This is a genomic window from Clostridium sp. ETTB3 (assembly GCF_053571985.1).
In genome coordinates, this window is sequence record NZ_CP199832.1 from 1,556,200 (window position 1) to 1,580,300 (window position 24,101).

Annotated in this window: 32 protein-coding genes; 1 reads left to right on the forward strand and 31 read right to left on the reverse strand. The window is 25.2% G+C overall.

Annotation, left to right across the window (positions count from 1 at the left end; all coding sequences use genetic code 11):
- The 18 genes from spoIIIAE to dapF all read right to left on the reverse strand — a co-directional run bounded on the left by spoIIIAE (window position 1) and on the right by dapF (window position 12,292).
- Window positions 1-1,200 (reverse strand): stage III sporulation protein AE, encoded by a 1,200-nt coding sequence (gene spoIIIAE / locus ACUN06_RS07685; protein ID WP_291732377.1) that lies wholly within the window; start codon window positions 1,198-1,200, stop codon window positions 1-3.
- A gap of 8 nt (window positions 1,201-1,208) precedes the next feature.
- Window positions 1,209-1,592: a stage III sporulation protein AD gene (spoIIIAD, locus tag ACUN06_RS07690; protein ID WP_291732374.1), complete on the reverse strand. Its 384-nt coding sequence runs from the start codon at window positions 1,590-1,592 to the stop codon at window positions 1,209-1,211.
- Between the two features lie 9 nt (window positions 1,593-1,601).
- Complete coding sequence (gene spoIIIAC / locus ACUN06_RS07695; RefSeq protein ID WP_291732372.1) at window positions 1,602-1,799, reverse strand: stage III sporulation protein AC; 198 nt, start codon at window positions 1,797-1,799, stop codon at window positions 1,602-1,604.
- Window positions 1,800-1,817: 18 nt separating this feature from the next.
- Complete coding sequence (gene spoIIIAB, locus ACUN06_RS07700; RefSeq protein WP_291732370.1) at window positions 1,818-2,336, reverse strand: stage III sporulation protein SpoIIIAB; 519 nt, start codon at window positions 2,334-2,336, stop codon at window positions 1,818-1,820.
- A complete protein-coding gene (spoIIIAA, locus tag ACUN06_RS07705) occupies window positions 2,321-3,244 on the reverse strand; it encodes a stage III sporulation protein AA (protein ID WP_294367471.1) in 924 nt (307 codons plus the stop codon). Before spoIIIAA ends, spoIIIAB begins: the two co-directional genes overlap by 16 nt.
- Window positions 3,245-3,583: 339 nt before the next feature.
- The gene (locus ACUN06_RS07710) at window positions 3,584-3,946 is read right to left on the reverse strand and encodes a CD1247 N-terminal domain-containing protein (protein ID WP_449389578.1); all 363 of its coding nucleotides are present in this window, start codon (window positions 3,944-3,946) and stop codon (window positions 3,584-3,586) included.
- Window positions 3,947-4,056: 110 nt separating this feature from the next.
- The gene (gene efp / locus ACUN06_RS07715; protein WP_291732364.1) at window positions 4,057-4,614 is read right to left on the reverse strand and encodes an elongation factor P; all 558 of its coding nucleotides are present in this window, start codon (window positions 4,612-4,614) and stop codon (window positions 4,057-4,059) included.
- 164 nt (window positions 4,615-4,778) lie between these two features.
- The gene (locus tag ACUN06_RS07720; protein ID WP_449389579.1) at window positions 4,779-5,147 is read right to left on the reverse strand and encodes a hypothetical protein; all 369 of its coding nucleotides are present in this window, start codon (window positions 5,145-5,147) and stop codon (window positions 4,779-4,781) included.
- Window positions 5,140-5,535 carry a hypothetical protein gene (locus tag ACUN06_RS07725; protein ID WP_449389580.1) on the reverse strand — a complete coding sequence of 132 codons (396 nt, stop codon included), beginning with the start codon at window positions 5,533-5,535 and terminating at the stop codon, window positions 5,140-5,142. The genes ACUN06_RS07720 and ACUN06_RS07725 overlap by 8 nt, the downstream gene beginning before the upstream one ends.
- Window positions 5,513-6,145, reverse strand: a complete 633-nt coding sequence (locus ACUN06_RS07730) for a hypothetical protein (protein ID WP_291732357.1) — start codon at window positions 6,143-6,145, stop codon at window positions 5,513-5,515. Before ACUN06_RS07730 ends, ACUN06_RS07725 begins: the two co-directional genes overlap by 23 nt.
- A gap of 11 nt (window positions 6,146-6,156) precedes the next feature.
- Complete coding sequence (locus ACUN06_RS07735; RefSeq protein ID WP_449389581.1) at window positions 6,157-6,603, reverse strand: hypothetical protein; 447 nt, start codon at window positions 6,601-6,603, stop codon at window positions 6,157-6,159.
- Complete coding sequence (locus ACUN06_RS07740; protein ID WP_291732354.1) at window positions 6,594-7,085, reverse strand: pilus assembly FimT family protein; 492 nt, start codon at window positions 7,083-7,085, stop codon at window positions 6,594-6,596. The genes ACUN06_RS07735 and ACUN06_RS07740 overlap by 10 nt, the downstream gene beginning before the upstream one ends.
- Window positions 7,078-7,506, reverse strand: coding sequence for a hypothetical protein (locus tag ACUN06_RS07745; RefSeq protein ID WP_291732352.1), 429 nt, complete (start codon window positions 7,504-7,506; stop codon window positions 7,078-7,080). Before ACUN06_RS07745 ends, ACUN06_RS07740 begins: the two co-directional genes overlap by 8 nt.
- Window positions 7,507-7,508: 2 nt before the next feature.
- On the reverse strand, window positions 7,509-7,946 hold the full coding sequence (locus ACUN06_RS07750) for a prepilin-type N-terminal cleavage/methylation domain-containing protein (protein ID WP_291732350.1): 438 nt from the start codon (window positions 7,944-7,946) through the stop codon (window positions 7,509-7,511).
- Between the two features lie 3 nt (window positions 7,947-7,949).
- Entirely contained in the window at window positions 7,950-8,978 is a 1,029-nt protein-coding gene (locus ACUN06_RS07755) for a type II secretion system F family protein (RefSeq protein ID WP_294367481.1), read from the reverse strand.
- Window positions 8,962-10,350, reverse strand: a complete 1,389-nt coding sequence (locus ACUN06_RS07760; RefSeq protein WP_302739291.1) for a GspE/PulE family protein — start codon at window positions 10,348-10,350, stop codon at window positions 8,962-8,964. Before ACUN06_RS07760 ends, ACUN06_RS07755 begins: the two co-directional genes overlap by 17 nt.
- Window positions 10,351-10,460: 110 nt before the next feature.
- Window positions 10,461-11,456 (reverse strand): hypothetical protein, encoded by a 996-nt coding sequence (locus ACUN06_RS07765; RefSeq protein ID WP_302542143.1) that lies wholly within the window; start codon window positions 11,454-11,456, stop codon window positions 10,461-10,463.
- Between the two features lie 17 nt (window positions 11,457-11,473).
- Window positions 11,474-12,292 (reverse strand): diaminopimelate epimerase, encoded by an 819-nt coding sequence (gene dapF / locus ACUN06_RS07770; RefSeq protein WP_291736477.1) that lies wholly within the window; start codon window positions 12,290-12,292, stop codon window positions 11,474-11,476.
- 90 nt (window positions 12,293-12,382) lie between these two features.
- Between dapF and ACUN06_RS07775 the strand changes: the two genes are divergently transcribed.
- Complete coding sequence (locus tag ACUN06_RS07775) at window positions 12,383-14,119, forward strand: Rqc2 family fibronectin-binding protein (protein WP_449389582.1); 1,737 nt, start codon at window positions 12,383-12,385, stop codon at window positions 14,117-14,119.
- Window positions 14,120-14,323: 204 nt separating this feature from the next.
- On the opposite strand, the gene ACUN06_RS07780 is transcribed toward ACUN06_RS07775, so the two are convergent.
- From ACUN06_RS07780 to spoVE, 13 genes are all read right to left on the reverse strand, one after another.
- The gene (locus ACUN06_RS07780; RefSeq protein ID WP_294124525.1) at window positions 14,324-15,481 is read right to left on the reverse strand and encodes a THUMP domain-containing class I SAM-dependent RNA methyltransferase; all 1,158 of its coding nucleotides are present in this window, start codon (window positions 15,479-15,481) and stop codon (window positions 14,324-14,326) included.
- Window positions 15,482-15,497: 16 nt separating this feature from the next.
- A complete protein-coding gene (gene pyrR, locus ACUN06_RS07785; RefSeq protein ID WP_291736769.1) occupies window positions 15,498-16,034 on the reverse strand; it encodes a bifunctional pyr operon transcriptional regulator/uracil phosphoribosyltransferase PyrR in 537 nt (178 codons plus the stop codon).
- 100 nt (window positions 16,035-16,134) lie between these two features.
- The gene (locus ACUN06_RS07790) at window positions 16,135-17,061 is read right to left on the reverse strand and encodes an RluA family pseudouridine synthase (RefSeq protein ID WP_331893322.1); all 927 of its coding nucleotides are present in this window, start codon (window positions 17,059-17,061) and stop codon (window positions 16,135-16,137) included.
- A 168-nt stretch (window positions 17,062-17,229) separates the two neighbouring features.
- Window positions 17,230-17,832: a DivIVA domain-containing protein gene (locus tag ACUN06_RS07795; RefSeq protein ID WP_291733509.1), complete on the reverse strand. Its 603-nt coding sequence runs from the start codon at window positions 17,830-17,832 to the stop codon at window positions 17,230-17,232.
- 14 nt (window positions 17,833-17,846) lie between these two features.
- Window positions 17,847-18,614, reverse strand: a complete 768-nt coding sequence (locus ACUN06_RS07800; protein WP_449389583.1) for a YlmH/Sll1252 family protein — start codon at window positions 18,612-18,614, stop codon at window positions 17,847-17,849.
- A gap of 2 nt (window positions 18,615-18,616) precedes the next feature.
- Window positions 18,617-18,868, reverse strand: coding sequence for a YggT family protein (locus ACUN06_RS07805; RefSeq protein WP_366001992.1), 252 nt, complete (start codon window positions 18,866-18,868; stop codon window positions 18,617-18,619).
- Window positions 18,869-18,881: 13 nt separating this feature from the next.
- Complete coding sequence (locus ACUN06_RS07810; RefSeq protein WP_291733504.1) at window positions 18,882-19,325, reverse strand: cell division protein SepF; 444 nt, start codon at window positions 19,323-19,325, stop codon at window positions 18,882-18,884.
- Window positions 19,326-19,337: 12 nt separating this feature from the next.
- Window positions 19,338-19,994: a YggS family pyridoxal phosphate-dependent enzyme gene (locus ACUN06_RS07815; RefSeq protein ID WP_291733513.1), complete on the reverse strand. Its 657-nt coding sequence runs from the start codon at window positions 19,992-19,994 to the stop codon at window positions 19,338-19,340.
- A 128-nt stretch (window positions 19,995-20,122) separates the two neighbouring features.
- Window positions 20,123-20,860, reverse strand: a complete 738-nt coding sequence (locus ACUN06_RS07820) for a DUF881 domain-containing protein (protein WP_301953402.1) — start codon at window positions 20,858-20,860, stop codon at window positions 20,123-20,125.
- Window positions 20,861-21,211 carry a small basic family protein gene (locus ACUN06_RS07825; RefSeq protein WP_294161378.1) on the reverse strand — a complete coding sequence of 117 codons (351 nt, stop codon included), beginning with the start codon at window positions 21,209-21,211 and terminating at the stop codon, window positions 20,861-20,863.
- Window positions 21,212-21,226: 15 nt separating this feature from the next.
- Window positions 21,227-21,946: a DUF881 domain-containing protein gene (locus tag ACUN06_RS07830; protein ID WP_291733499.1), complete on the reverse strand. Its 720-nt coding sequence runs from the start codon at window positions 21,944-21,946 to the stop codon at window positions 21,227-21,229.
- 75 nt (window positions 21,947-22,021) lie between these two features.
- Window positions 22,022-22,810 (reverse strand): cell division protein FtsQ/DivIB, encoded by a 789-nt coding sequence (locus tag ACUN06_RS07835; RefSeq protein ID WP_291733497.1) that lies wholly within the window; start codon window positions 22,808-22,810, stop codon window positions 22,022-22,024.
- Between the two features lie 143 nt (window positions 22,811-22,953).
- A complete protein-coding gene (gene spoVE / locus ACUN06_RS07840) occupies window positions 22,954-24,078 on the reverse strand; it encodes a stage V sporulation protein E (RefSeq protein WP_291733496.1) in 1,125 nt (374 codons plus the stop codon).
- Between the last annotated feature and the right edge of the window lie 23 nt (window positions 24,079-24,101).

The following is a 24,101-nucleotide window of genomic DNA, read 5'->3' on the forward strand; positions in this document are numbered from 1 at the left end:
TTATCCTCCCACAACAAATTTTCCTGCTGATATCATTATTGATATGAGAACAAAAAACATTAAACTTACACATACAACACATGACATTATTAATATTAAAGATTCACCTGCTGCTGCAATTGAATTAGTAATTCTTTTATCTGTTATTGGCTCTAGTAATGCAGCTGAAAGTTTAAATATAAGTGATGATAATGCTATTTTTATTATTGGATATACAATTATTAAAATAATAATAATTAAGCCAATTGAACCAATTGCATTTTTTATTATTAATGAATATCCAGCCACAGAAGAAATTGCATCTGATAGTGATTTACCTACGATAGGTATAAAATTATCTATTGTAAATTTTGTAGTCTTAAGTGTAACTGCATCTATCGTTGAAGAGGTTGCTCCTCTTATTGTTAGAATTGCAACAAATATAGTAATAATAATTCCTTGAAGCCAAACTGTTGATTTTTTAATTAATCCACAAAAGTTTGATAATTTAGGTTCTGTAGAAATATTATTAGCAAACTGTAATACAAATGTAATTAAAATTAATGGAATAATTACATTTAAATAAATTTTAGGTATCAATATAGTTGCTCCTAAAATTATAGGATCCATTGTTGCTGCTTGTGTTAATCCACCAGCAGTTGCTAACATAACAACCAATATTGGTAAAACCTTATCCATAAATGTTGTAACTTGAATAATTACATCTTTTGCTAGTGATAATGACACTAAAAATGTTTTTGTAAGCAATATTATTAAAATTGCATAACATGCAAAAAATGCAACTTGTGAAATGCCTTCGCTAGAAAAAGATGATTGTATATTTTTAAATAGAGAACATATTATTCCAATTACAATAATTGAAAATGCTAATGATAAAACTGTTTTTACTTCTTTAAAAAATAAACTTACAACTGCACTTAACACTTTTGAAACTGATAAATTTCCTTCACCAGTTTTAATATAATTTTGTATATATGAAACTGTATCTAAATCATTCATAAGTTCAACATCACTTTTCATTGTATTAATATAATCATATAAACTATTTAATTTTGATTCTGTTTCTTCATCATTAACTAATGTTACTCCTGTATTTTCCTCTGCATAAACTTCATTTTCACTTATTGAAGAAATATAAGTAATTCCTAATATAAGTGTTAATACCCCAATAAAAATTACTTTTAAAATATTGTTTCTCATTTTATCACCTACAATATCTGAAGTATTGAATCTAATACTGCCATAAGTATTGGAATAGCTAAGCCTAAAATCATTATTTTTCCTGCAAATTCAACTTTACTTCCTATACTACCTGCTCCTGAATCTTTGCAAATTTCACTACAAAATGATGTAATATAAGCAATAGCTAAAATTTTAAGTACTATACCAATATATACAGTATCTATATTGGCTTTATTAGCAATATCATTTATAAAATCAATTACTTCCCCTAGTTGTCCTATCATATATAGAAAAATTCCTGCTCCAGCTACAAGTACTATAAGCATTCCTAATTCTGATTTATTTTGTTTTAATAAAAGATATATAAATAAAGCAGTTAAAGCAAAAAAAGCAACTTTAATAATTTCCATAAACCTCACCTAAAGACTAAACATAGTTCTTACAGTATCAAACAAATTAGAAATCATTCCTATTACAGTAATTAAAATAATAATAATTCCCGCTAAGTTTGCTAATACTGCTATTTCTTCTTTTCCATTTCCCTTTAATATCTTTTCAATAACCATAAGTAAAATTCCCATTGCTCCAATTTTAAATAATAAACTTACATCAAACATCCTTAAGCCCTTCCCCCTTTAGATAAAAAATATTGCTAACATTGCACCAATAGATATACCTAACGTTCTATACAATTTAATATTTTCTTTTTCCTTCTTTTTAGCTTCTTTATAATTGATATCTATATTCTCCAAGGCTAAGCTAAAAATTTTTTCTTGTCCTGATATTCCACTACTACCTAAGGTTTTAAAAAAATCTTCTAATATTTTATAATCATCAGAATTTAAACTAAGTTTTTCTTTATTTTCTAAATATGCTTTTTCAAAGCTTTCATAAACACTATTGCTTGTTCCTTCATCTAGCATATTTGCCATTTTTATAAATACATTTGATATTGGCTCTGAAACCTTATTTCCAACATCAAATAAAGCAGTTGGTAAAGGTGTATTAGAATATATTATTTCATTATTTAATAACAACAATACTTTTTGTATTTCTTTTAAATTTTGACTTCTTCTTTTGTAATTTTCTCCTATGAAATAACCTATAAATGTACAAATTAGAAACATTAAAAATATCATTATATTTCTAAACATTGTAATCCCTTCTCCCTGTTAACCTTATATATCTTTTCTATTGTTCCAGCCCCCTTTCTATTGCTAAGAAGTATTATTCTTTCTAATATGCAATTATCAATTAAATCCTTAAATACAGCTCTTCCATAAACATCATTTATGTCATATCCATGTACTGTAGCAATTATATTTACTCCACAATTAAACGCCATATTTAAAGCTTCTAAATCTCCCTTTGTCCCTATTTCATCACAAACTAATACCTCTGGCGAAAGACTCCTTATTGCCATAATCATTCCTGACTTTTTTAAACAATTATCTAATATATCAGCTCTTATACCAACATTCATTTGTGGAATACCATTATAACAAGCTGCAATTTCACTTCTTTCATCTACAATAACTACTTTTTTTCCACTTAAACTTATCTTATACATACCATTAGATATATTCCTTGCTATATCTCTTAAAATTGTTGTTTTACCACACTTAGGAGGGGAAACAATTAACGTATTATATACTCTGTTATTATTTGTTATTAATTTCATTACCTTATCTGAAGAACCTACTACTTCTCTTGAAATTCTTATATTTAAAGATGATATATTTTTTATAGTTCTTACTTCTCCATTTGATATTACACATTCCCCAGCCAATCCTATTCTATGTCCACCTTTTAATGTAATATATCCCTGTTTAATTTCCTCTTCAAAAGCATATAAAGAATAATTAGATATCTTTGCCATCATAAACTTTAAATCTTCAACCTTTGTCTTATACTCAAGTATTTTTTCTCCATATGATAAATTTAATATTATTGGCTTTCCTACCTTTATACGTATTTCTTGTATTACATCATCATTTAAATATTTATTTACCACATCACCAATCTCTTTTGGAAGTATTTTGCAAATCTCATCATATTTCATAAATTCACTTCCTTAATTATCTTTCTCTCTTTAATTCTTATTTCACATAATTAATAATTATTCATAGTATAAAAAAATATGTAAAATATTTATTTTATGTGCCTTAAAATTTTCAATTTTAATACTATGTAAATTAATCTCTAAAATAAGTATTGGGTTGTCAAACCGAAACTTTTATACACAATATATTGTTTTAAAAAATAAAACTAACACAATATATTCTAGTATTTATTCTTAATGCGACATCCCCCCAAAAACAAAAAAGCATAGACTTTTGCAAATTTATTGCATTAGTCTATGCTTTATATTTTGGGGTATGTATTAAATATTTATTTATCACTATCTTGCCCTTTTTCCACAAAACGGACAAGGAATACTTGAATTATTATTTAATGCTTGTTGCTCAACAAATAATGGCTTATCACAATTTTCACATTTTATTTCTACATATTCATCTTCAATTGAACTTAAATCATCAAATGAAACTTCTTCAAAAAGTTCATCTTGTATATCTGTTAAGTCATTATCCATAAACTCCATATTTTCTTCTAAGTAATCTTGCCTTAATGATATTTCTTCAACCTTAGAAGATAAATCTGATAATATTCCACTTACAGATTCAAATAAATCTTTATATTGATTTTCTTTGATATTTTCAATTTGTTCTTTTAAATTATTTATTTTATCATTTAATTCTTTCATCTTTTCACTTCCTTCGAAGAAACTTTAGCTTTATTACTAATTATACCCACTTTTAAATTTTTTAGATAAAACAAATGCTAAGTCTTTAAACCTAGCATTTATCTTAAATATTAAACTCTTTCCATGTATTCGCCAGTTCTAGTATCAACTCTTATAGTGTCACCTTCATTAACGAACATTGGTACATTTACAACTGCTCCAGTTTCTAATGTAGCTGGTTTCATAGCATTTGTAGCTGTGTTTCCTTTAACACCTGGATCTGCTTGAGTTATTAATAATTCAACAAAGTTTGGTGCTTCAACTGAGAATGCTTCACCTTTGTAGAACTTAATTACAGCAAACATGTTTTCTTTTATAAACTTTATAGCCTCTTCTACTTTTTCATAATTTAATGGAATTTGCTCATAAGTTTCTTGATCCATGAAGTAGTATAATTCGCCATCAGAATAAAGGTATTGCATTTCTTTTCTTTCAATTACAGCTTCTTGTAATTTAGCTGTTGGGTTAAAAGTTGTATCTGTAACTCCACCTGAAATAACGTTTCTTAACTTTGTTCTAACGAAAGCGGCTCCTTTACCTGGTTTAACATGTAAGAAGTCTATAACTGTATATACTTGTCCTTCATACTCAAAAGTTGTACCTTTTCTTAAATCTCCTGCTGATATCATAAAAAATTCCCTCCAAATAACTTGAATTCATAGTTATTATGACCTATATTTTATGTAAATAGTCATAACTTCTTCTGTTGTTTAATGACACAACAAAAACATTCTATCAAAATTACTAAAGAAATGCAATTATTTAAAGTAGAACATGAAATTTTTTAATATAATTATCTATTTAACTCTAATATTGTTAATAAATTATTATCTTTTCCATTAATATTATAAGTTTTTACGGTAAAATTTTTTAATTCTTCTATGTTTTTTATTATATCGTTAGCTTTTCCATTTAATTTAATTTTTATACGCCAGCTTTCTCCACAATTTTCTATTTCCATAACTTCTATATCTTTTATTTTATTTAACTCCTTAGCAATTTCACTATATGAAATAAGCATATGTTTTGTAACTATAACTTCATTTTTATGTTCTTGCTTTTTTATTCCACTAAAAAAAACTAAAGATATTACTTGTAATATTGTAATTAAAATAATTATATTTTCTTTATGCTCTTCAATATAAAACTTAAATTTATTCATAAATCACTTTCACTACCTTAAATTCATCTATTTTAGTGGATTTACTTATTGTAAGCCCTTTCTTTTCTAAATAATCAATATCTTCATCAATATTATATATTATACTTCCGTCATTATTTTCAACATTTAATTCAACCATCTTATTATCATATAAATTTAACCACTTATAAATTTCTTCTTTATTTAAAGAACTATCTTCTTTTTCTGAGGTAATTATAACTTCCTCTTCTTTTTTATTAAATATAAACTGTAAATTAATACTTATTAATATTAAATTAACCAATATCAACACTTGAAAACCTCTTTTATTTCCTTTATTTTCTTTATTTTTCTTTTTTTCAATAAAATCTAACGGAATGAAATTTTTATATTTTAAATATTTTTTCATTTATTTTATCTCCAATATTCAATTGTACAATTTCTATTTTATAATCAGCTTCCTTTGGTATTAAATAATCTAAGCTTTTATCAATAATTAATGGAATTTCTTTTTTTATTTCATTAAATTTAAAATCATTTGTAAAGTCTTCTTTATTTTTGATCAAACTATTTACTATTAATTTATTTTTTATTTCTAAATAATACACAACTTCTTTAATTTCTATTAACACTATATAGTTAAATATCTTTTTTATTTTCTTTATTACAATATCTCTAATATAAAACTGTATTGGCAATATTATTACTTCATTTAAATCTTCACATAAAAATTGTATTCTTTCCCCATTACCAATGGAATACAAGAATAATTTTTTTCTTTTCTTATCATATTCATAATGCATCAATGCAGATTTTTCACTTCCATACTCTTCATTTATAATTTCATATACAATATCTTCCTTATCATTTTTAATTTCATCATATGTTTTTATTAGTAAATCTTCTTCCATTACATATAACTCTATTTCTTTACTTATAACCCTCTTAATAGAAATATCATCATATAATTTACCATTGTAAATATACTTATTTTTATTGGCTATTACTATATCTCTCATACTTGCTCCTTTTAAATCTCCTTTTTATACTTATATAATGTGGGAATAAATATAATTTCTGTTTTGTTCTCATCTTCTTTAACTATTACATTTATCTTTCTAATTGATTCATACGATCTTAAATAATCTTCTTTTATAAACATTTCATTTTCTTTAATAATAAATTGCATATTATTATTTTTACTAAATGTATATTGAAACTCTAAATTCCTATCTTCTTTATATTGTTTTAATATTTTTATTATTTCATTATCTTTTAATACACTTTCTTTAACTTCATTTAAAAACTCATATTCTTCACTACTTAAAGTTAAAATATCTTCTTTTATTTCATAAAGAGAAAACTTGCTTACATTTGCTATTATCATCTTTGAACTTAAAACAATTAATATTATCAATACATTTAAAAGCATTACTACTTCTAACATTATTACTCCATTATTTTTATTTAAATACATCTTATTCTAACTCCATTTTCTTTACTTTTTATACTATAGTAAATAAGCTTATTCTTTTTTTTAACTGAAAAATTTTCTATCTTATCAATAAGGACATTATTTCCCACACTAACTATTCCATTTGAAAAACTTATAGTCTTTATCATTAATTTTTCTTTATTTAAATAAATAATTTTTATCTTTTCATCATTATTTATATCCTTAAATTTAACTGTTATATTATCTCCAATTATTTCTGCTGAATACACATCATTCAGCTCTTTGTTTCCTTCTATATACTCAATTCCTGCTGAAGTACATAATGACTCTAAATTTAATAAAGCATTATCAAATTTATCTTCATAATAACAATTGCTTAAACTTAAATTATAATCATTTATGCTTTCAATAGATAAAGTAATTGTTATTCCTCCTAAAATAAAAACTATTGCTATTACTAGTATAGTTTCTATCAAAGTATATCCCATTTTATAATTACTCATAATATTCCATCCACTTATATTTAATAAAATTTCTATCAATAATTTCATTATCAAAAGGTAATTTATAGCTTATATTAACATTTACACTTTCATCATTTATTTTATTGATCGTTATAACTATTTCCTTTCCCTTTTCCATATCTTTTATAGAAGTATTTATTAAATTCTCTAAAAATTTTTCATTATATTTTAAAGAAAAACTAATTAAATTTTCCTTCCCAATTAATTCATTAATAGTCATATTGTATTTAATTTCTTGCATAACACAATAAATAATTCTATTACCTTCTTCAATTTTAATTCTTTTTATGTGACTTGCTTTATTACTTCCAATTAATAATGCTACTATAATAAACATTGATAAAATAATATTTACGCCTAATATAACTTCAATCAAAGTACTTCCTTTATATTTTTTCAAATTTAATCACCTTCATAAATATTTACTGTATCTACTCCTGTTGATATAGTAACTTTATACACATTTCCATAATTATCAAAAATTCTTATAGTATCTGATTCTACATTACCTAAAGTATTTATTTTTAAAATATACATTGCTGAAAACTTAAAGTTTCCCGGTAAAAATATAGTTTTTATTACCTTTCCACCTTGTTTTTTATCTTTAAACTTAACTACTCCTGCACTTTTATTAATTTCAATTTCTCCATAGCTATTATTTTTCATGCAATAGAATTTTCCATAACTTATCATATTGCTTAACTCATTACAAAATCCCATGGCTGCTGATTTATTTAAAATATTATTAAATGATTTTGTTAACTTTAATGTTGGAAGCATTAAAATTCCAATAATAGCAATAACAATTATTAATTCAATTAATGTATAACCTTTTTTCATATTTCAAACCAATACAATATCTAAAAGTGGCATTAAAAATTTAATAATAAAAATTATAATAATTACACCAATAAATAATATTAAAAACGGCTGAATCATTGATGTTATTTTACTAATTTTAAAACTTAAATTAGTAAATATAGTATCTTCAAGAATAGTTAATCGTTTATCTAAAGCTCCACATTCCTCTCCTAACTTAATATGAGCTAATGTAGATTTTGAAAACATATTTGTTTCAATCATGGATTGGGATAGTAATTTGCCATTTTTTAAATCATTATTAATCTTTTTTAATCCTATCATAATATTTTTATTTAAATCTCCTTGATAACAGTATTCAAGTCCTATAGCAATATTAATTCCACTATTAATAATAACTGATATCAATACAATAATAATGTATTCATTAAATAAGTTATAAATAGGTATTTTTTGCATTAAAAAATTCAAATTCTCTTTTATAAAAAATTTAAAAACAATATATGGCACACATATTCCTAAAATAAAAGTTTCTAATAATATTAAAAATGTGTTGTTTAAAAAATTATTTTTTATTAAAATAACCTTTAAATAAACATTAGGAATTTCCTTCCCCATAGCTCCATAAATATCTGCCATATTAGGAATAAAGAAAAATAACACAAAGATCCCAAGTGCAATAAGAGCTAACATTAAAAATATTGGATATGTAATTGCCTTTATAATACTTTTATTTATTTGCTCTAGTTTTTTATAATAAATTTCTAATCCTTTTAACACATAAACTATTCTTCCTGTTTTTTCACCAATGCCTACCATTGAAATAAAAAAATTAGGAATCAATGTTTCTCTTTCCTTACTAAAAGCAGACTTTAAACTTCCACCTTCTTTTATAACCTCTTCCATTTCCCTTAATAAACTCTTATATTCTTTTCTTAAGGGCAATTCATCTAGCAAAGTAAATATATTTAATAATTGAATTCCATCTTCATATAATGTAGAAATATTACCTGCAATTAAAGCTAAGTCATTATAACTAACCTTCTTTTTCATAACTAAAATTTAGGCCCTCCATTTCAATAAATTTATTATAATCACTTAAAGTTATATTTCCTTTTTCTAATAATTCATTTAAATTTTCTATCATTTCTAAATTTGATAAGATACTTCTGTCATTATAAATATTTTTTATTTTTTCTTTCATTTCCTTATTAATAATATGAATTGCAGCAACTAAAGCTCTTCCCTTATAACCTGTAAAATTGCACTTATTACATCCACACTTTTTATAAAGCTTTATTTTTTTACCATTTATAAGTTTTTCATTAGTTTCAACTTTACAATTATTGCATAAAATTCTAATAAGCCTTTGAGATATTATTCCTACTAAAGAATCTCTTATTAAATATTTTTCAATTCCCATATCCTCAAGCCTAAAATAAACTTCTCTTGGATCACATGTATGAATTGTAGAATAAACCTTATGCCCTGTAAGGGAAGCTCTAACAGCCATTTTAGCCGTTTCTTCATCTCTTATTTCCCCAAGCATTATAATATCTGGATCTTGTCTTAAAAAGCACCTTAATCCTTCTGCAAATCCTATATTTAATGTTTTGTTTAAATTCATTTGATTAATTCCGGTAATTATTGCTTCGATTGGATCTTCTAGTGTTGATATGTTTATTTCATCTTTATTTAATTCTTGTAATATACTATAAAGAGTTGTTGATTTTCCTGAACCTGTAGGCCCATTAACTATGGTAAGCCCACTGCTAACTTTCATGATGTAATTTATTTTTCTTATTTGTTCTTTTGTAAAATTAAGATTTTCAATAGCATAATTAAAATCATTTCCATATAAAATTCTTATAACTACTTTTTCTCCAAAAATTGTTGGCATTGTAGATACTCTCAAATCATAGCTTTTTTCTTTATACTCAAATGAAATCTTTCCATCTTGAGGTTTTCTCTTTTCTGTTATGTCAATATTAGAGTTTATTTTTATCTTTGATAAAACAATTTGAAATTCTTCTTTATTAAAAATATACATTATCCTTAATAATCCATCTATTCTAAATCTAACTACCACAAAATTTTTATAAGGTTCATAATGAATATCTGATACATTTAAATTTATTGCATCCTTTATTATAATTTCATATACATTTCTTTTTTGACCTAAAAATACTATTTTTAATAAATAATTAAATTCTTCCTCACTAATAATTATGGCTTTTACCTTTTTTCTAAAAATAAACATTATTTCCTCTTCTGCTTCTTTAGTAAAATTACTAGTATAAATGTAAACCTCCTCTTCATTTTCTTTAAATGGAAATGCTTTAATTTTAACTGCTTTTAATTCATTGATTCTTCTAACTACTGTAATATCAATATCTTTTACTGAAAATTTATTATCTAATTTCATAACTATTTATAAAATTTGCCACTTTAATTAACTTTTATACAAATAAAATATTTTTTATAAAAAAATAAAAAAAATTAGATAAGAATTTAGAAATATTTCTAAATTCTTATCTAATTAATATTTATAAAATTACAAGTATCAATATCCTCATCAACTAAAGTTACTGTGCCATCCGAATACTTATAAATATATTCTTTCTTATCTTCTCCAGCACTTCCTATAAATAATATTTCTCCATCTTCATTTACTGATAATCCCTTATCTACATATAATATATTGGGAAAATCAAAAATTAATCTTTTTATACCATTATCACTAATTTCATAAATTGAAAAATTATTATTTTTAACTCTTCCTAGTAAATAAAGATTCCCATTAACTTCTTCAACATCATTAATATCTATTACTTCATTTGAAATTTCTTTTACTGTATAATCTATATTAATAACTTTTAATACTGTACTTTCTTCATAGTGTTCTTCTACAAGTGCTACGCCATCTTTTATATGTTTCAAAAATTTAACAAAACCATTATTGATTTTATAAAGATTTTCTTCGCTATTATCACTAATATCATATGTAAATATTCCTGTTGTCTTCTTATCTGTATCTACACCATAAAAAGCAAGCTTTTCATTTGTAATCCAATCAATAAATTGCCCTGAAATAAGAGCTTTATTTTCTAATAATATTTCTTTTTTTTGTTTAAGATTCATAACAGCAGGGATAAGATATTCATCATTAATAAAATAAAAAATATATTCTCCATTAGGAGATATCTTCAAATTTGCAATTTTATCATGATTTATTTTAATATCTTCTGAATTATAATTAACATAAAAACTATTATCCTTAAAAAAAGTATATGTATTAGAAGATAAATTATAATTATTTATTATTTTCCCATTTGTATCAATTTCTTTATAAACGCCTTCATCATTTTCATTAAATGTTTTATAATTATCTTTCTCATCTACGAAGGCACCTTGCTTTAACAAAATGCCAGTTTCATCTTTTTTCTCATCTTTCTCACAACTAATAAGCATAACTCCTAATACCATAATTTGAATTACTACTAATAATTTTATATATATTTTTTTAGTCATCTATTTTTCCTCATTTTTTAATATGCTCTTCCATCACAAATAAAGCTTGCATCTCCAATCATATAAATTGAATTACCTTCAATTTCTATTCTTAAATCCCCACCTGGAACTTTTACATTTACTTTTTTCTTTGTTAAATTTAACTTATTGGATACTACAACTGATGCCGAACATCCAGTTCCACAAGAATAAGTTGCTCCTGCTCCTCTTTCCCAGGTCTTTACTATAATATTTTCATCATCAACTACTTTTACAAAATTTACATTTGTACCTTGTTCAAAAAGCTCATATTTTTCAATATTCTTTCCCTCACTAACATCAAAATTTTCATCATCAACAAAAATAACTGTATGAGGAACCCCAACTAAAATAGATGTTGCATTATACTTCTTACCGTTAACATTAATTTCTTCATCAATTAATTCTGATTTATTTTTTAATGGTACTAATAATCCATCAAAGGATATTTCACCCATATATACTTTTACTCCTTTAACAATTCCATTTGTTATTGTAAGTTCAAGCTTCTTTATACCATCTCCAGTTTCAACTGATATTAAATCTTTTGTTACTATATTTCTTTCATATACATATTTACCAAAACATCTAATAGCATTTCCACACATATTAGCTCTTGACCCATCACTATTAATTATAACCATTTGTATATCTGCTACATTTGAATTTCTAACAAGAACTAACCCATCTGCTCCAATTCCAAATCTTCTATGACAAAGCTTTTTAGCTAAACTTTCTTCTTGTCCAACATATTCATTATTCAAATCTAATAAAAATATAAAATCATTTCCTGTTCCATGCATTTTTGTAAACTTCATAATATATCCCCTCCTTCATTTTACCGTTTTACTATTACAAAAAATAATGATATACTTACTTTAATTAATACTAAAGAAAGGATGATATTTATGGCAATAGACGGTATCTACTTATATAGTTTAGTTGAAGATTTAAAAAAATCAATATTAAATTCTAAAATAGATAAAATTAATCAACCTGAAAAAGATGAAATTATAATAACATTACGAAAAGAAAGAAAAAACCTTAAACTTTTGTTATCTGCATCACCTAATTACCCAAGAATTCACCTAACAGAAGTTACTAAACCTAACCCATTACAAGCCCCTATGTTTACAATGGTTCTTAGAAAATACTTAACTGGTGGTAAAATAATTGACATTGTTCAACTTGAAGGTGATAGAATTGTAAAATTTTTAATTGAAGCATCTGATGAACTTGGTTTTAACAGTATCTACACATTAATCGTTGAAATAATGGGCAGACACAGTAACATTACCTTAGTTAGAGAAAGAGATAATAAAATAATGGAGTGTATTAAACATATAACTCCATCAATGAATAGCTTTAGAATTTTACATCCTGGAGCAACCTACAAGCTTCCCCCAAAATCACCTAAAGTTAATCCTTTCTCTTATAATAATATCACTTTAGAAGAATTTGTGAATAATAACTCTATTACTTTTAATAAAAATTTCTTTATTTCTTGTTTTACAGGTATTAGTAAACCATTATCTGAACATTTATTTATTGAATATAGTAAAATTTATAGTGATTTTTCTATAAATAATATAAATAATTTTATTAATAAATTTTTAAAAGACTTAATAAATAATGAAATTTTTAAAATTTATAAAGACAAAGATGGAAATTATGTAGATTTTTATATTATTCCTTTAGATCAATTTGAAGATATATTTACTGCTGAAATATTTGATAATACTCATGAATTAATGGATAATTATTATTTAGAAAAGGATAAACAAGAAAGAATAAAAGGACGTTCAGTAAATCTTCAAAAACTTGTTACTACTAATATTGAACGTTGTTTAAAAAAAGAAAAGAAATTAAATGAAGTATTAGAAAAATGTAATTTAAAAGATGATATTAAAATTAAAGGTGATTTATTAACATCATATATATACAGTATAAAAAAAGGGGACACTTCTTTTACAACTGTAAACTTCTTTAGTGAAGATGGCGAAGAAATTACAATACCTTTAGATGAAAATAAAACTCCTTCTGAAAATGTTCAAATTTATTATAAAAAATATAATAAATTAAAAAAATCAGAGGAATCTGCAATTGAACAATTAGAAAAAAATGAATATGAACTTAAATATCTTAACTCTGTATTAACTAATATAGAAAACTGTGAAAGTTATGCTGAAATTGATGATATAAAAGAAGAACTTATTTCAACTGGCTATGTTAGAAAAAGAAAAGTTAATGGTAAAAATAAAAAATCTAATCCTTCTAAACCCCTTCATTTTATTTCATCAGATGGTATTGATATTTTTGTAGGTAAAAATAATATTCAAAATGACCATTTATCATTAAAATTTGCAAATAAAAATTATATGTGGCTTCATACTAAAAATATTCCTGGTTCACATGTAATTGTATGCTCTACTGATATACCTGATAATACTTTAATTGAAGCTGCAGTTTTAGCTGCTTATTATAGTAAAGCTAAAGAATCATCAAAAGTAGATGTAGATTATACATTAGTTAAAAACCTAAAAAAACCAAATGGTGCTAATCCAGGAATGGTTATTTATCATACTAATTATACTATGACAGTAGAACCCTCTGAAATTAACAACCTGAATATAGTTAGAAGTTAGTAGTTATAAGTTAATAGTTAAGGTAGGGGATGTCGCATTAAGAATAAATACTACAATATATTGTATTAATTTTTATTTTTTTAAACAATATATTGTGTATAAAAGTTTTAGTGCGACAACCCCTTGAAATATAATTTTATAAATTCAACTTAAGTTGAATTTATACCTTAACTACAAACTACACACTTCTAACTTCTAATTAAGCTAAATGTGATTTACTACCATATCTCCATGATTTTTTATTTTTTCATTATCAAAATACTGATAATAGTAACACTTTAACTTACCATTATATAATTTTCTATTCTTAGTTGCTTTTCTTCCAAATGGATTTTCAAATCCTTCATATGATGTTAATATGTTAAAATCCCAAGTATCAAGTTTTCTCTTATTCATTCCTAAATATTTATAAAGTTCTTCAACTTCTTTCTTTTCTCCTAATCTTTCACCATAAGGAGGATTTGTAATTATAAATGCATTTTTTTCATTACTAGAGAATTGTTTAAAATCTCTTTTTTGGAATTCTATGTACTTAGCTACTCCAGCTTTTTGTGAGTTACTTCTTGCAATCTTAAGCATTCTTCCATCTATATCATATCCAATAAGTTTTATATCCTTGTTTTTAATAGACCTTTCAGCGCCTTCTTTAACTTGTTCAAATACATCTGGTCCTATTGTTGGCCAAGTTTCAGCAACAAAATTTCTAAACAACCCTGGTGCAATATTTTGCATTATCATTGCTGCTTCAATTAAAATTGTTCCTGAACCACAAAATGGATCAACTAAAGTATAGTCTTCCTTCCATCTTGATATTAAAACTAATGCTGCCGCTAATGTTTCCTTTAAAGGTGCTATACCAGCTTCTTCTCTATATCCTCTTTTATGAAGCCCAATACCACTTGTATCAATAGATAATGTTACAACATCTTTTAATATTGATACTTCTATTTTATAAACTGGACCATCTTCTGAAAAATGGCTTACTCCATATGATTCACTCATACTTGTCACTATAGCTTTTTTAACTATAGACTGACAATCTGGAACACTAAATAGTGTTGATTTAACAGATTTTCCTACAACGTGCATAACTCCATCTACCGGAATTATATCACTCCATTTTACAGCCTTTGTTCCTTGGAATAACTCTTCAAAACTTCTAGCCTCAAATTCTGCCATTTTAATAAAAATTCTATCTGCAGTTCTTAAATGAACATTTGCAATTGCAATATCCATTTCATCCCCTTCAAAATGAACTTTACCATTTTCAACAGTTAAATCTTCATATCCTAAAGCTTTTAATTCTTTAGCTGTTATTCCTTCTAATCCAAAGGTTGTTGTTGCTACTAAATTATAATCCATTATTTAATTTCTCCTTCTAAGATTCATATATCTTAACTGAATCTTCTCCATCTATTTCGTTTATTGCAACTGAAACTATTTCATTTTTTGATGTAGGTATATTTTTTCCAACATAATCTGCTCTTATTGGCAGTTCCTTGTGACCTCTATCAATTAATACAGCTAATTGAATTGATAACGGTCTTCCTCCATCAATTATAGCCTCAATTGCTGCTCTTACTGTTCTGCAAGTAAATAACACATCATCAACTAATATTACCTTTTTACCTTTTACTTCAACGCCTAAATCAACTGAATTTACTTTAGGTATTTCTGTAATTTCACTTATATCATCTCTATAAAGAGTTATATCAACATATCCTACTTCTACAGATACTCCTTCTATTTTCTCTATATTTTCTGCAATTCTCTTTGCTAATGGATATCCCCTTCTTTTTATACCAATTAATACGATATCTTCAACACCTTTGTTTTTTTCAATTATTTCATGTGAAATTCTAATTAAACTTCTTCTAACAGCATTTTCATCTAATAAATTAGCTTTTAATTTCATAAAAATAACTCCCTATTTTATATTTTCTTAATTTATCTTATAGCTTTTTTTGTAATATGATTCATAAAAATCTATTTTTATTTTATATAAAAAAAATATACTATTTATTATTAACATTATTTTTTAATTTTTCTAATAATTCTTTAAAATATTTTGGCAGTTCAGATGTAAATTCAATATATTCATTAGTTCTTGGATGTATGAACCCTAAAGTTTTTGCATGTAATGCTTGACCTTCAATATTAAATTTTTGTCTTTTATAACCATAAACTAAATCACCAACTAATGGATGCCCTATAGATGCCATATGAACTCTTATTTGATGAGTTCTTCCTGTTTCTAAAGTACACTTTACTAAGGAAACTCCTTTATCATATTGTTCTAATACTTCATAATGAGTAACAGCCCTTTTTCCCTCTTCATTAATTGCCATCTTTATTCTTTCTTTTTTATCTCTACCTAATGGCTTATCAATAGTTCCATTGGTATTGCTAAATTTCCCTTCAACTAAAGCATAATATTCTCTCTTAATTGAATGATCTTTAAATTGAATTGCTAGCTTATTATGAGCTTCATCATTTTTAGCTATTACTAATATTCCAGATGTATCTTTATCTATTCTATGTACAATCCCAGGCCTTATTACGCCATTAATTCCTGATAAGTCACTACAATAATATAATATTCCATTAACTAAAGTTCCAGTATAATTTCCTGGTGCTGGATGTACAACTACCCCTTTAGCCTTATTTACTACAATTACATCTTCATCTTCATAAACAATATCTAAATCCATTTTTTCTGGCTCAACATTTAACTCAACTGGGTCTGGCATTTCCACAGTAATTAAATCCTTATTTTTTAATTTATAATTACTTTTTATAATTTTATCATTAGCCATTACCTTTTTTTCATCAATTAATCCTTGAATAAATGATCTTGATTTTCCTTCTATATTAATGGATAAATATTTATCTATTCTTTGACCTTCTTGATCTTCATTAATTATATAATTTAAAATTTCCATATAATTTTACTCCGTTTATTTATGTTCTTAAGACATTATAATATATAAAGCTATCTTTCTCAATACTATCAGAAATTATAAACTTAATTCCTAATACTATTTATAATATTATAATATCTAATAACATAAATTAACTAAAGGAGACCGAATTTCGGCCTCCTATATGTATTAGCTATTTGCATAAAAGCTCTTAACTGCATTTATATCATCATTAAGATCTTCCACATTAAACTCTTCTTTTTCTTCAGTATTAGTAGTTTCAGCTTCCTTTTCATGAATTTCATAGTTATCAACTGGCTGAGAAACACTATAATTCTTAGTTAAATCCTTTTCTAGTTCATCAAAAGTTTGAAGTTGAGTATTCATAAATCCTCTAAACTTAGCTCTAAACTTTATAAACTCTTCCTTAACTTTTTCATATTCATCATTTATAGAAATAACATCACCATGAGCCTTATCTAAAATTCTTTGTGCAGTTTCATTAGCATTTCCTATTATTAATTCTGCTTGTTTTTCTGAGCTTTCCTTTGCTTGATCAGCTGCATTTTGTGCTAATAAAAGTGTATTTTGAATTGTAGCTTCTAATTTTTCATAATGCTCTAATTTTTCGTTTACTCTGCTTAAGCTTTCCTTTAATCTAGAATTTTCTTTATATAATTCTTCATAATTTTCAACAACTTGATCTAAAAATTCATCTACTTCTTCTACTGAGTATCCTCTAAGTCCCCTTTTGAATTCCTTATTGTTTATATCCATAGCAGTTAATTTCATTCCATCCACCTCTTCTATACAAATTTGTTTATTTTAATTTTAAATTTTCCACTTCTTGTATTTCCTACAATTTCCCCTATTATGAACTTTCCAGTTCCTCCAATAGTAATTCTTTGATTTGTCTTTATTTCTTTACTTTTTTGAGAATTCTTAGAATAATCAATTAATACCTTACCACTATCTATTAATTCAATTGCCTTTCCTCTTGATAGTCTTGCAAGCTTTGCAACTATATTATCCATCCTTAAAGATGAAACTATAATTACTTCCTCAATATAATTACATTTTGGTAAATTTTCTTCATAAATTTCTTCCACTGTTATAGGAGCTTTTCCTACATTTTTTAATTGCCCTATAATATAATCTGTAATTTCTTCATAAATAGGAAGTACTGCATAATCATCAATTACTCTTAAATCCCCTAATTTTTCTCTTTCTAATCCTAAAGCCATAATTGAACCAAGATAATCTTTATGTGATAAATTATTAAATTTTGATTTATTATTTATTTTTAATATTCTATATGGCATAGGAATATTATAAATATTATTAAAAACTAATATTCTTCTATCACATTCATCAAAGGCCCCCTTTGCTTGTACCCTAAAATTTTTAGAATCAAATTTTTCAATAAAATAATTCCATATATTAGGCTTACAAAAGAAATTAGTAAAGGTTGTAATCCCTTTACTATATGCTAAATTCATAGTTTGATAAACTTTTAAAACTTCTTCAATATCTTCTTTTGGAAAACTCCTTAGAATTTCATCTTTTGAAATCATTATTATAACAACATCCCACTTATTGAATTTATAACTAATATAGCCATAACAGGTGCAAAATCAATCATCATATTTCCAAAATATTTTTCTTGAAGCCTTCTAAATGGTTCTAATATAGGCTGATTTAATGAAACTAATATTCTATAAAAATTAGTTTCATTAATATTTGGAATATATGATAATATTACTTCAGCTAAAATTGTTAAGTTTAAGACTGAAAACAGTAAATATAAAAAACTACGTATAATTCCTATAAGAAGTCACCCCCTATTTATTCCAATTAAATAATGCCTTCGAACTTATTTCTGTTCTTAATTCATTACTAACTTCAACATTTGATGGTGAAAGTAAATAAACTCTTTGTTCTACTTCTTGAAGCTGAGCCCCTAAAACACAACATGCTCCACTTATGAAGTCAACTAATCTTTGAGCAACTTTAGTTTCCATAGCTGTAGTATTAACAACAACTATCTTTCTATTTTTTATTGCCTCTGCAATTTCTCTTGCTTCATCATAAGAATTTGGCTTAACAACCATAACCTTAGCAGATGCTGAATTATGAATATTAACCACTTTATTACCCCTTTGTTTTGATATAATTGGTTCTACTTCCTCTACTTCTTCCTCTTCATCTACTTCTTCTATATCATCGAAGTCCTCATCATAATCTGACCCACCTATTATTTCCTTAAACTTATCAAACATACTCATTTTTCCATCCTCCTATTTTTCTCTTAATCCAAAAATTCCCGAGCCAACTCTTATCATTGTGGCTCCTTCTTGAATTGCAATTTTATAATCATTTGTCATTCCCATTGATAAAATTTCCATAGATATATTCTTAAGATTTCTATCTTTTAATTTATTAAAAATCTCTTTAGTCTTGCTAAAATAATACCTATTTTCTTCATCATTTCCTTTTGGGATAATTACCATTATTCCCTTTACTTTTACATGATTGCAAGCTTCAATAGCTTTTATCATATCTTCAAGTTCTTCTTCATAAATTCCACTCTTACTTTCTTCTCTTCCAATATTTATTTGAATAAGTGCATTTACAGATGAATTACTTTTTGAAAATTCACTTTCTATCTTTTCTAAAAGTTTTATGCTAGATAAAGAATGTATTAAATAAACATTATTAACTAAATATTTAACCTTATTAGTTTGTAATTTACCTATAAAATGCCATCTTATATCTTTAGGCAATAATTCCTTTTTAGCAATTAAATCTTGAACTTTATTTTCACCAAAGTCTCTTTGACCAATATCATAACATTCTTTTATCATTTCTATTGGTTTAGTTTTAGATACTGCTACTAAAGTAACATCATTAGGTATCTCATTTAAAATTGCTATTGTTTTTTCTGCAATACTAATATTTATCCCTCCTTTAAAAGAGCATAATAACCTTTTATAATTATATATTCTTTAAAAGTATCAAATTTCCTTCTATACTATAATTAATTATAACATTTTTCTATAATTTTTTTAATACTTTTTTAAATTTAATTATCTGCTCTTTTCATAAATTTTGGTGAAATTGATATACTCGCACTTGGTAATTCCATTTCATCATATTTATTTAATGTTACATTTAATTTTCTTAAAACTAATTCATTTAAATGGCTTCCTTCAGCAAATAACGCTGCTTCAATTTGTTCTGGATTTCCAATTGCATAAAAATGAAATGGAGCTCCTTCCATTTCATTTTTATTTTCTTCAAATCTTATAAAAGCCCATGCACAAACAACCCCTGTATTATTTAAAACCCTATAATTATTTATCGCAATTGCTTCTGCACCTGCAGTTCTTAATTCATTTAATATTAATGCTGCATCAGCTGAATGTAATGTTTTTCTATTAACTTCCTCTTGACTATCACTATAAATATCATAACTCCCATCACTAATAGTTAAGACAACCCCTGGTCCTTTTGCTTCAACTACTCCAGAAAGCAAATTATATTCTTCTAATTGTTCTTTCATATGCTTTATTACTTTTTGATTATCTTTATTATCATCTACATTAAGTTGAGATATTTTCTTTAATAAATCATAATTATCTTCACTTAACGCTGTAATTTCATCATATAATTTATTTCTTTCTTCAATTGCATTTTTATATTCTTTTGAATTCATTTTAAAAAAACTATTAGTATTATTAATATCTATATTAATAACAATAAAAAAACCAATTAATATCGTTCCAAGGAAAAGAAAAAATTTGCTTTTATTTTTAACCACCTAATCACCTCTTCGTCTATTTTTGAATCTTTCTAATAAAATTCTTCTAATAGCTCCAAAGTTATCAAATATTCTTCCCCCAAATACTATTACTGATGCAATATATATAGGAATACCTAATTTATCTCCAAGATATGCTAATCCTGCTGCAAGCAAAGCATTTCCAAAAAATCCTGATATAAATATATCTGATTTAAAATTATTATTTAAAGATGCTCTAAATGCCCCAAATACAGAATCTAAACATGCTAAAATCGCAACTGACATATAGGGCGAAAAACTTTCTGGTATATTTACATCAAAAACTAGTCCTAAAAATACACCTAATAACAAACCTATTAATGCTATCATAACTCTTCCTCCTATTTATTGAATTGGCTTTATATATTCATATCTTAATGATTGTGTTGTCTTAGTTACTGTTATGTCATCACTTTGCTTAACATCACTATTATAACTTTTTAAAGCTCCATAATCTAAAACACCTGGATAGTTTACAGCAACATTTAATTTACTTTTATCTCCAATTGCTTTAATTACAACTTCACTATTTGGATCTACTCTACCTGCTGATCCTATAGAAATTGAACTACCTGCTGTTTTTATCCCTGTTTGTGGTGTAATTCTCATTTCATTTATAGATATAGCCTCAGCCCCTGCATACCATAAAGAATTAATTAAATTTATAATTTCTTCTTCACTAAGAGTATTTACATTTTGAGTACCATTTGCACCAAATACTGAATTTTTCAAAGTTAAGGTAATAGTTAATCCTGGTCCTTTTACATCTAAAAGTCCAAGTTGCATTCTTGCATTATCAAGTTGTTTTTTTATTTCACCCTCAACTTCCCCTTCCTCAGCTGCCGCATCTTCTAATTGCTTTAATTCTTCAGATAAAATTTCATTATTTTTTTGCAAATCTTCTTTTTCTTTTTTTAGATTTTCTAATTCTAATAATATATCTGAACTATTGTAATCTATATTTTTTCTATTTGCTATATTTAATTGTTTAAACTGATATGTTAATAAAAAACCTAATAATGCACAAACAATAGCAACAAAAATTTGAGATACTGTTCTTTTCATACTCTCCTCCTACTTCACATTTTCAAAACTTAAATTTTATTCATTTTCTGTTTGTATTTTCTCATTTATCTTTGCTTATGTTTCTGCTTCATTTTTAGGTTTGCTTTCATCAACTGGTTCATTTTTTATTACTGGTGATCCCTTTATACTAACATTTATATAACCTTTTTTTATATTTATATTTTCACTTAAAATTATTCTATACACATTTTCCATCTTATTATATAAATCACTATCATCCCCAAAGAAAATTTTAACATCCCCTATATACCCAATTATATTTACTATATTACTTATATCTAAACTTGAAAGATGTATTTGCTCTTTATTTTCAGAAATAAATGGATAAAAATTAGCTAAAATACTTTTATAAGTATGTATATCATCTGCATAACTCTCATCATTAACTCTACTTAAATCAATACCTTTAACTTCAACTAAATTTCTTCCTTCAATACTATCTACTTCTTCTAATACATTTAAATTTTCATTAATAATTTCAAGTTTTGATCCATTATCTATATAATAAACTGGAGCTTCTTCAGTTATTCCTATTACCAAAGTATTCACTCCCTTTCTTTTTATATTAACTGAACTTACATACCTATTTTTTAAAATTTCTTCTTTAATTTTTTTTTGATTTACAGTAAAAATATTTAAGCCTATTCTATCCTTTACCTCATCATACAAAACCTCATTTGATATAGTTACATTTCCATTAAATGAAATAGTTTTAATATTAAATATTGGTGCCTTAGTAAAGAAAATAAATGAAGCTGCTCCAATTACTACTGTCATTAAAGTTAATTTTTTTATCTTCTTCTTTCTTTTCTTTGCTCTAATAAACTTTTTTACATCTTTCATAATTTACCTTATTCCTTATAATTTCTATCTTTTACTATAATTCTAACATAAAAGCTATATTTTTTATAATTATTTTATATTATTATTCATTGATTGTACATAAAAATTTAAGAGCTCCTAAAACTAGAAGCTCTTATCCAAAATTATACTATTTTCTTTTCTACCTGCCTTGAAATATTAAGTAAAATCCCCATAGCCGTTAAATTAATTACAAGCGATGTACCACCATAACTAATAAAAGGCATTGGAACTCCTGTAACAGGCATAGACCCAGTTACAACTGCAATATTAATTATCGCTTGAACTGCTATAATTGAAGTAATCCCCATTGCTAATAATTTACCATAAGTATCTTTTGCATTCATAGCAACTCTTACTCCTCTCCATATAAATATCAAAAATAATGCAATTATAAATAAGCACCCTATTAATCCTACTTCTTCTCCTATAATAGAAAAGATAAAATCATTATGTGGTTCTGGCATATATAATGTTTTTTGTCTTGATTGACCTAAACCTAATCCAGTTAATCCACCTGAACCTAATGCTAAAAATGATTGTATTAATTGATATCCTGCATCCGCTGCATCTTTCCATGGATCTATAAAGTTTAACATTCTTTCTCTTCTATAATCTGAACTAAATATAAAAAATATTGCTAATGTAAATAGCGATGGTAATATTATTCCAAATAGGTGTTTTATTCTTCCTCCTGCTACAAATAACATAATAAATGTAACTATCATTATAATAGTTGCAATACTCATATTATGTTCTGCTAATATTAAAGCAGCAAAAAATCCTGAAAGACCTAAATATGGTACTAACCCATGCCAAAAATCTTTTATTTCATCACCTTTTAAATCAATACTAAAGGCCAAAAACATTACAACTGCATATTTTGTTAATTCAGATGGTTGAAAAGATAATGGTCCTAACGAAATCCATCTTTTAGCACCATTAATTGCTGGAAAGAAGAATACTGCAATTAATAATGGTATTGTACATATAAGTAGTTGCGGTGTAATTTTTTTTAATTTATGATAATCAATTGACATCATAATACTCATTGAAATTATACCAATAATTGCCCAAATTAACTGTCTTTTAAAGAAATACATGCTATCATTATTATGAAACATAGCATAAAATGAACTAGCGGAATATACCATTATAACACCTATAGATAACAATATGCATAATGTATAAAATATTCCATAATCTATTTGTCCCATATTCTTATTATCATTGGGCTTATTTATATTCATAGACATTCCTCCAATTTAATTAA

What these genes read in the sequence shown, in the direction of transcription:
- spoIIIAD (WP_291732374.1), bottom strand. Translation starts at nt 1,592, where the DNA reads ATGGAAATTATTAAAGTTGCTTTTTTTGCTTTAACTGCTTTATTTATA.
- ACUN06_RS07735 (WP_449389581.1), bottom strand. Translation starts at nt 6,603, where the DNA reads ATGTATTTAAATAAAAATAATGGAGTAATAATGTTAGAAGTAGTAATG.
- spoIIIAA (WP_294367471.1), bottom strand. Translation starts at nt 3,244, where the DNA reads ATGAAATATGATGAGATTTGCAAAATACTTCCAAAAGAGATTGGTGAT.
- ACUN06_RS07830 (WP_291733499.1), bottom strand. Translation starts at nt 21,946, where the DNA reads ATGAAAAGAACAGTATCTCAAATTTTTGTTGCTATTGTTTGTGCATTA.
- ACUN06_RS07755 (WP_294367481.1), bottom strand. Translation starts at nt 8,978, where the DNA reads ATGAAAAAGAAGGTTAGTTATAATGACTTAGCTTTAATTGCAGGTAAT.
- ACUN06_RS07775 (WP_449389582.1), top strand. Translation starts at nt 12,383, where the DNA reads ATGGCAATAGACGGTATCTACTTATATAGTTTAGTTGAAGATTTAAAA.
- ACUN06_RS07710 (WP_449389578.1), bottom strand. Translation starts at nt 3,946, where the DNA reads ATGAAAGAATTAAATGATAAAATAAATAATTTAAAAGAACAAATTGAA.
- ACUN06_RS07780 (WP_294124525.1), bottom strand. Translation starts at nt 15,481, where the DNA reads ATGGATTATAATTTAGTAGCAACAACAACCTTTGGATTAGAAGGAATA.
- ACUN06_RS07740 (WP_291732354.1), bottom strand. Translation starts at nt 7,085, where the DNA reads ATGAGTAATTATAAAATGGGATATACTTTGATAGAAACTATACTAGTA.
- ACUN06_RS07800 (WP_449389583.1), bottom strand. Translation starts at nt 18,614, where the DNA reads ATGATTTCAAAAGATGAAATTCTAAGGAGTTTTCCAAAAGAAGATATT.
- spoVE (WP_291733496.1), bottom strand. Translation starts at nt 24,078, where the DNA reads ATGAATATAAATAAGCCCAATGATAATAAGAATATGGGACAAATAGAT.
- ACUN06_RS07720 (WP_449389579.1), bottom strand. Translation starts at nt 5,147, where the DNA reads ATGAATAAATTTAAGTTTTATATTGAAGAGCATAAAGAAAATATAATT.
- ACUN06_RS07725 (WP_449389580.1), bottom strand. Translation starts at nt 5,535, where the DNA reads ATGAAAAAATATTTAAAATATAAAAATTTCATTCCGTTAGATTTTATT.
- spoIIIAE (WP_291732377.1), bottom strand. Translation starts at nt 1,200, where the DNA reads ATGAGAAACAATATTTTAAAAGTAATTTTTATTGGGGTATTAACACTT.
- ACUN06_RS07795 (WP_291733509.1), bottom strand. Translation starts at nt 17,832, where the DNA reads ATGAAATTAACTGCTATGGATATAAACAATAAGGAATTCAAAAGGGGA.
- dapF (WP_291736477.1), bottom strand. Translation starts at nt 12,292, where the DNA reads ATGAAGTTTACAAAAATGCATGGAACAGGAAATGATTTTATATTTTTA.
- ACUN06_RS07825 (WP_294161378.1), bottom strand. Translation starts at nt 21,211, where the DNA reads ATGATAGCATTAATAGGTTTGTTATTAGGTGTATTTTTAGGACTAGTT.
- ACUN06_RS07750 (WP_291732350.1), bottom strand. Translation starts at nt 7,946, where the DNA reads ATGAAAAAAGGTTATACATTAATTGAATTAATAATTGTTATTGCTATT.
- ACUN06_RS07835 (WP_291733497.1), bottom strand. Translation starts at nt 22,810, where the DNA reads ATGAAAGATGTAAAAAAGTTTATTAGAGCAAAGAAAAGAAAGAAGAAG.
- ACUN06_RS07790 (WP_331893322.1), bottom strand. Translation starts at nt 17,061, where the DNA reads ATGGAAATTTTAAATTATATAATTAATGAAGATCAAGAAGGTCAAAGA.
- ACUN06_RS07760 (WP_302739291.1), bottom strand. Translation starts at nt 10,350, where the DNA reads ATGAAATTAGATAATAAATTTTCAGTAAAAGATATTGATATTACAGTA.
- spoIIIAC (WP_291732372.1), bottom strand. Translation starts at nt 1,799, where the DNA reads ATGTTTGATGTAAGTTTATTATTTAAAATTGGAGCAATGGGAATTTTA.
- spoIIIAB (WP_291732370.1), bottom strand. Translation starts at nt 2,336, where the DNA reads ATGTTTAGAAATATAATGATATTTTTAATGTTTCTAATTTGTACATTT.
- ACUN06_RS07765 (WP_302542143.1), bottom strand. Translation starts at nt 11,456, where the DNA reads ATGACTAAAAAAATATATATAAAATTATTAGTAGTAATTCAAATTATG.
- ACUN06_RS07810 (WP_291733504.1), bottom strand. Translation starts at nt 19,325, where the DNA reads ATGAGTATGTTTGATAAGTTTAAGGAAATAATAGGTGGGTCAGATTAT.
- efp (WP_291732364.1), bottom strand. Translation starts at nt 4,614, where the DNA reads ATGATATCAGCAGGAGATTTAAGAAAAGGTACAACTTTTGAGTATGAA.
- ACUN06_RS07730 (WP_291732357.1), bottom strand. Translation starts at nt 6,145, where the DNA reads ATGAGAGATATAGTAATAGCCAATAAAAATAAGTATATTTACAATGGT.
- pyrR (WP_291736769.1), bottom strand. Translation starts at nt 16,034, where the DNA reads ATGAAATTAAAAGCTAATTTATTAGATGAAAATGCTGTTAGAAGAAGT.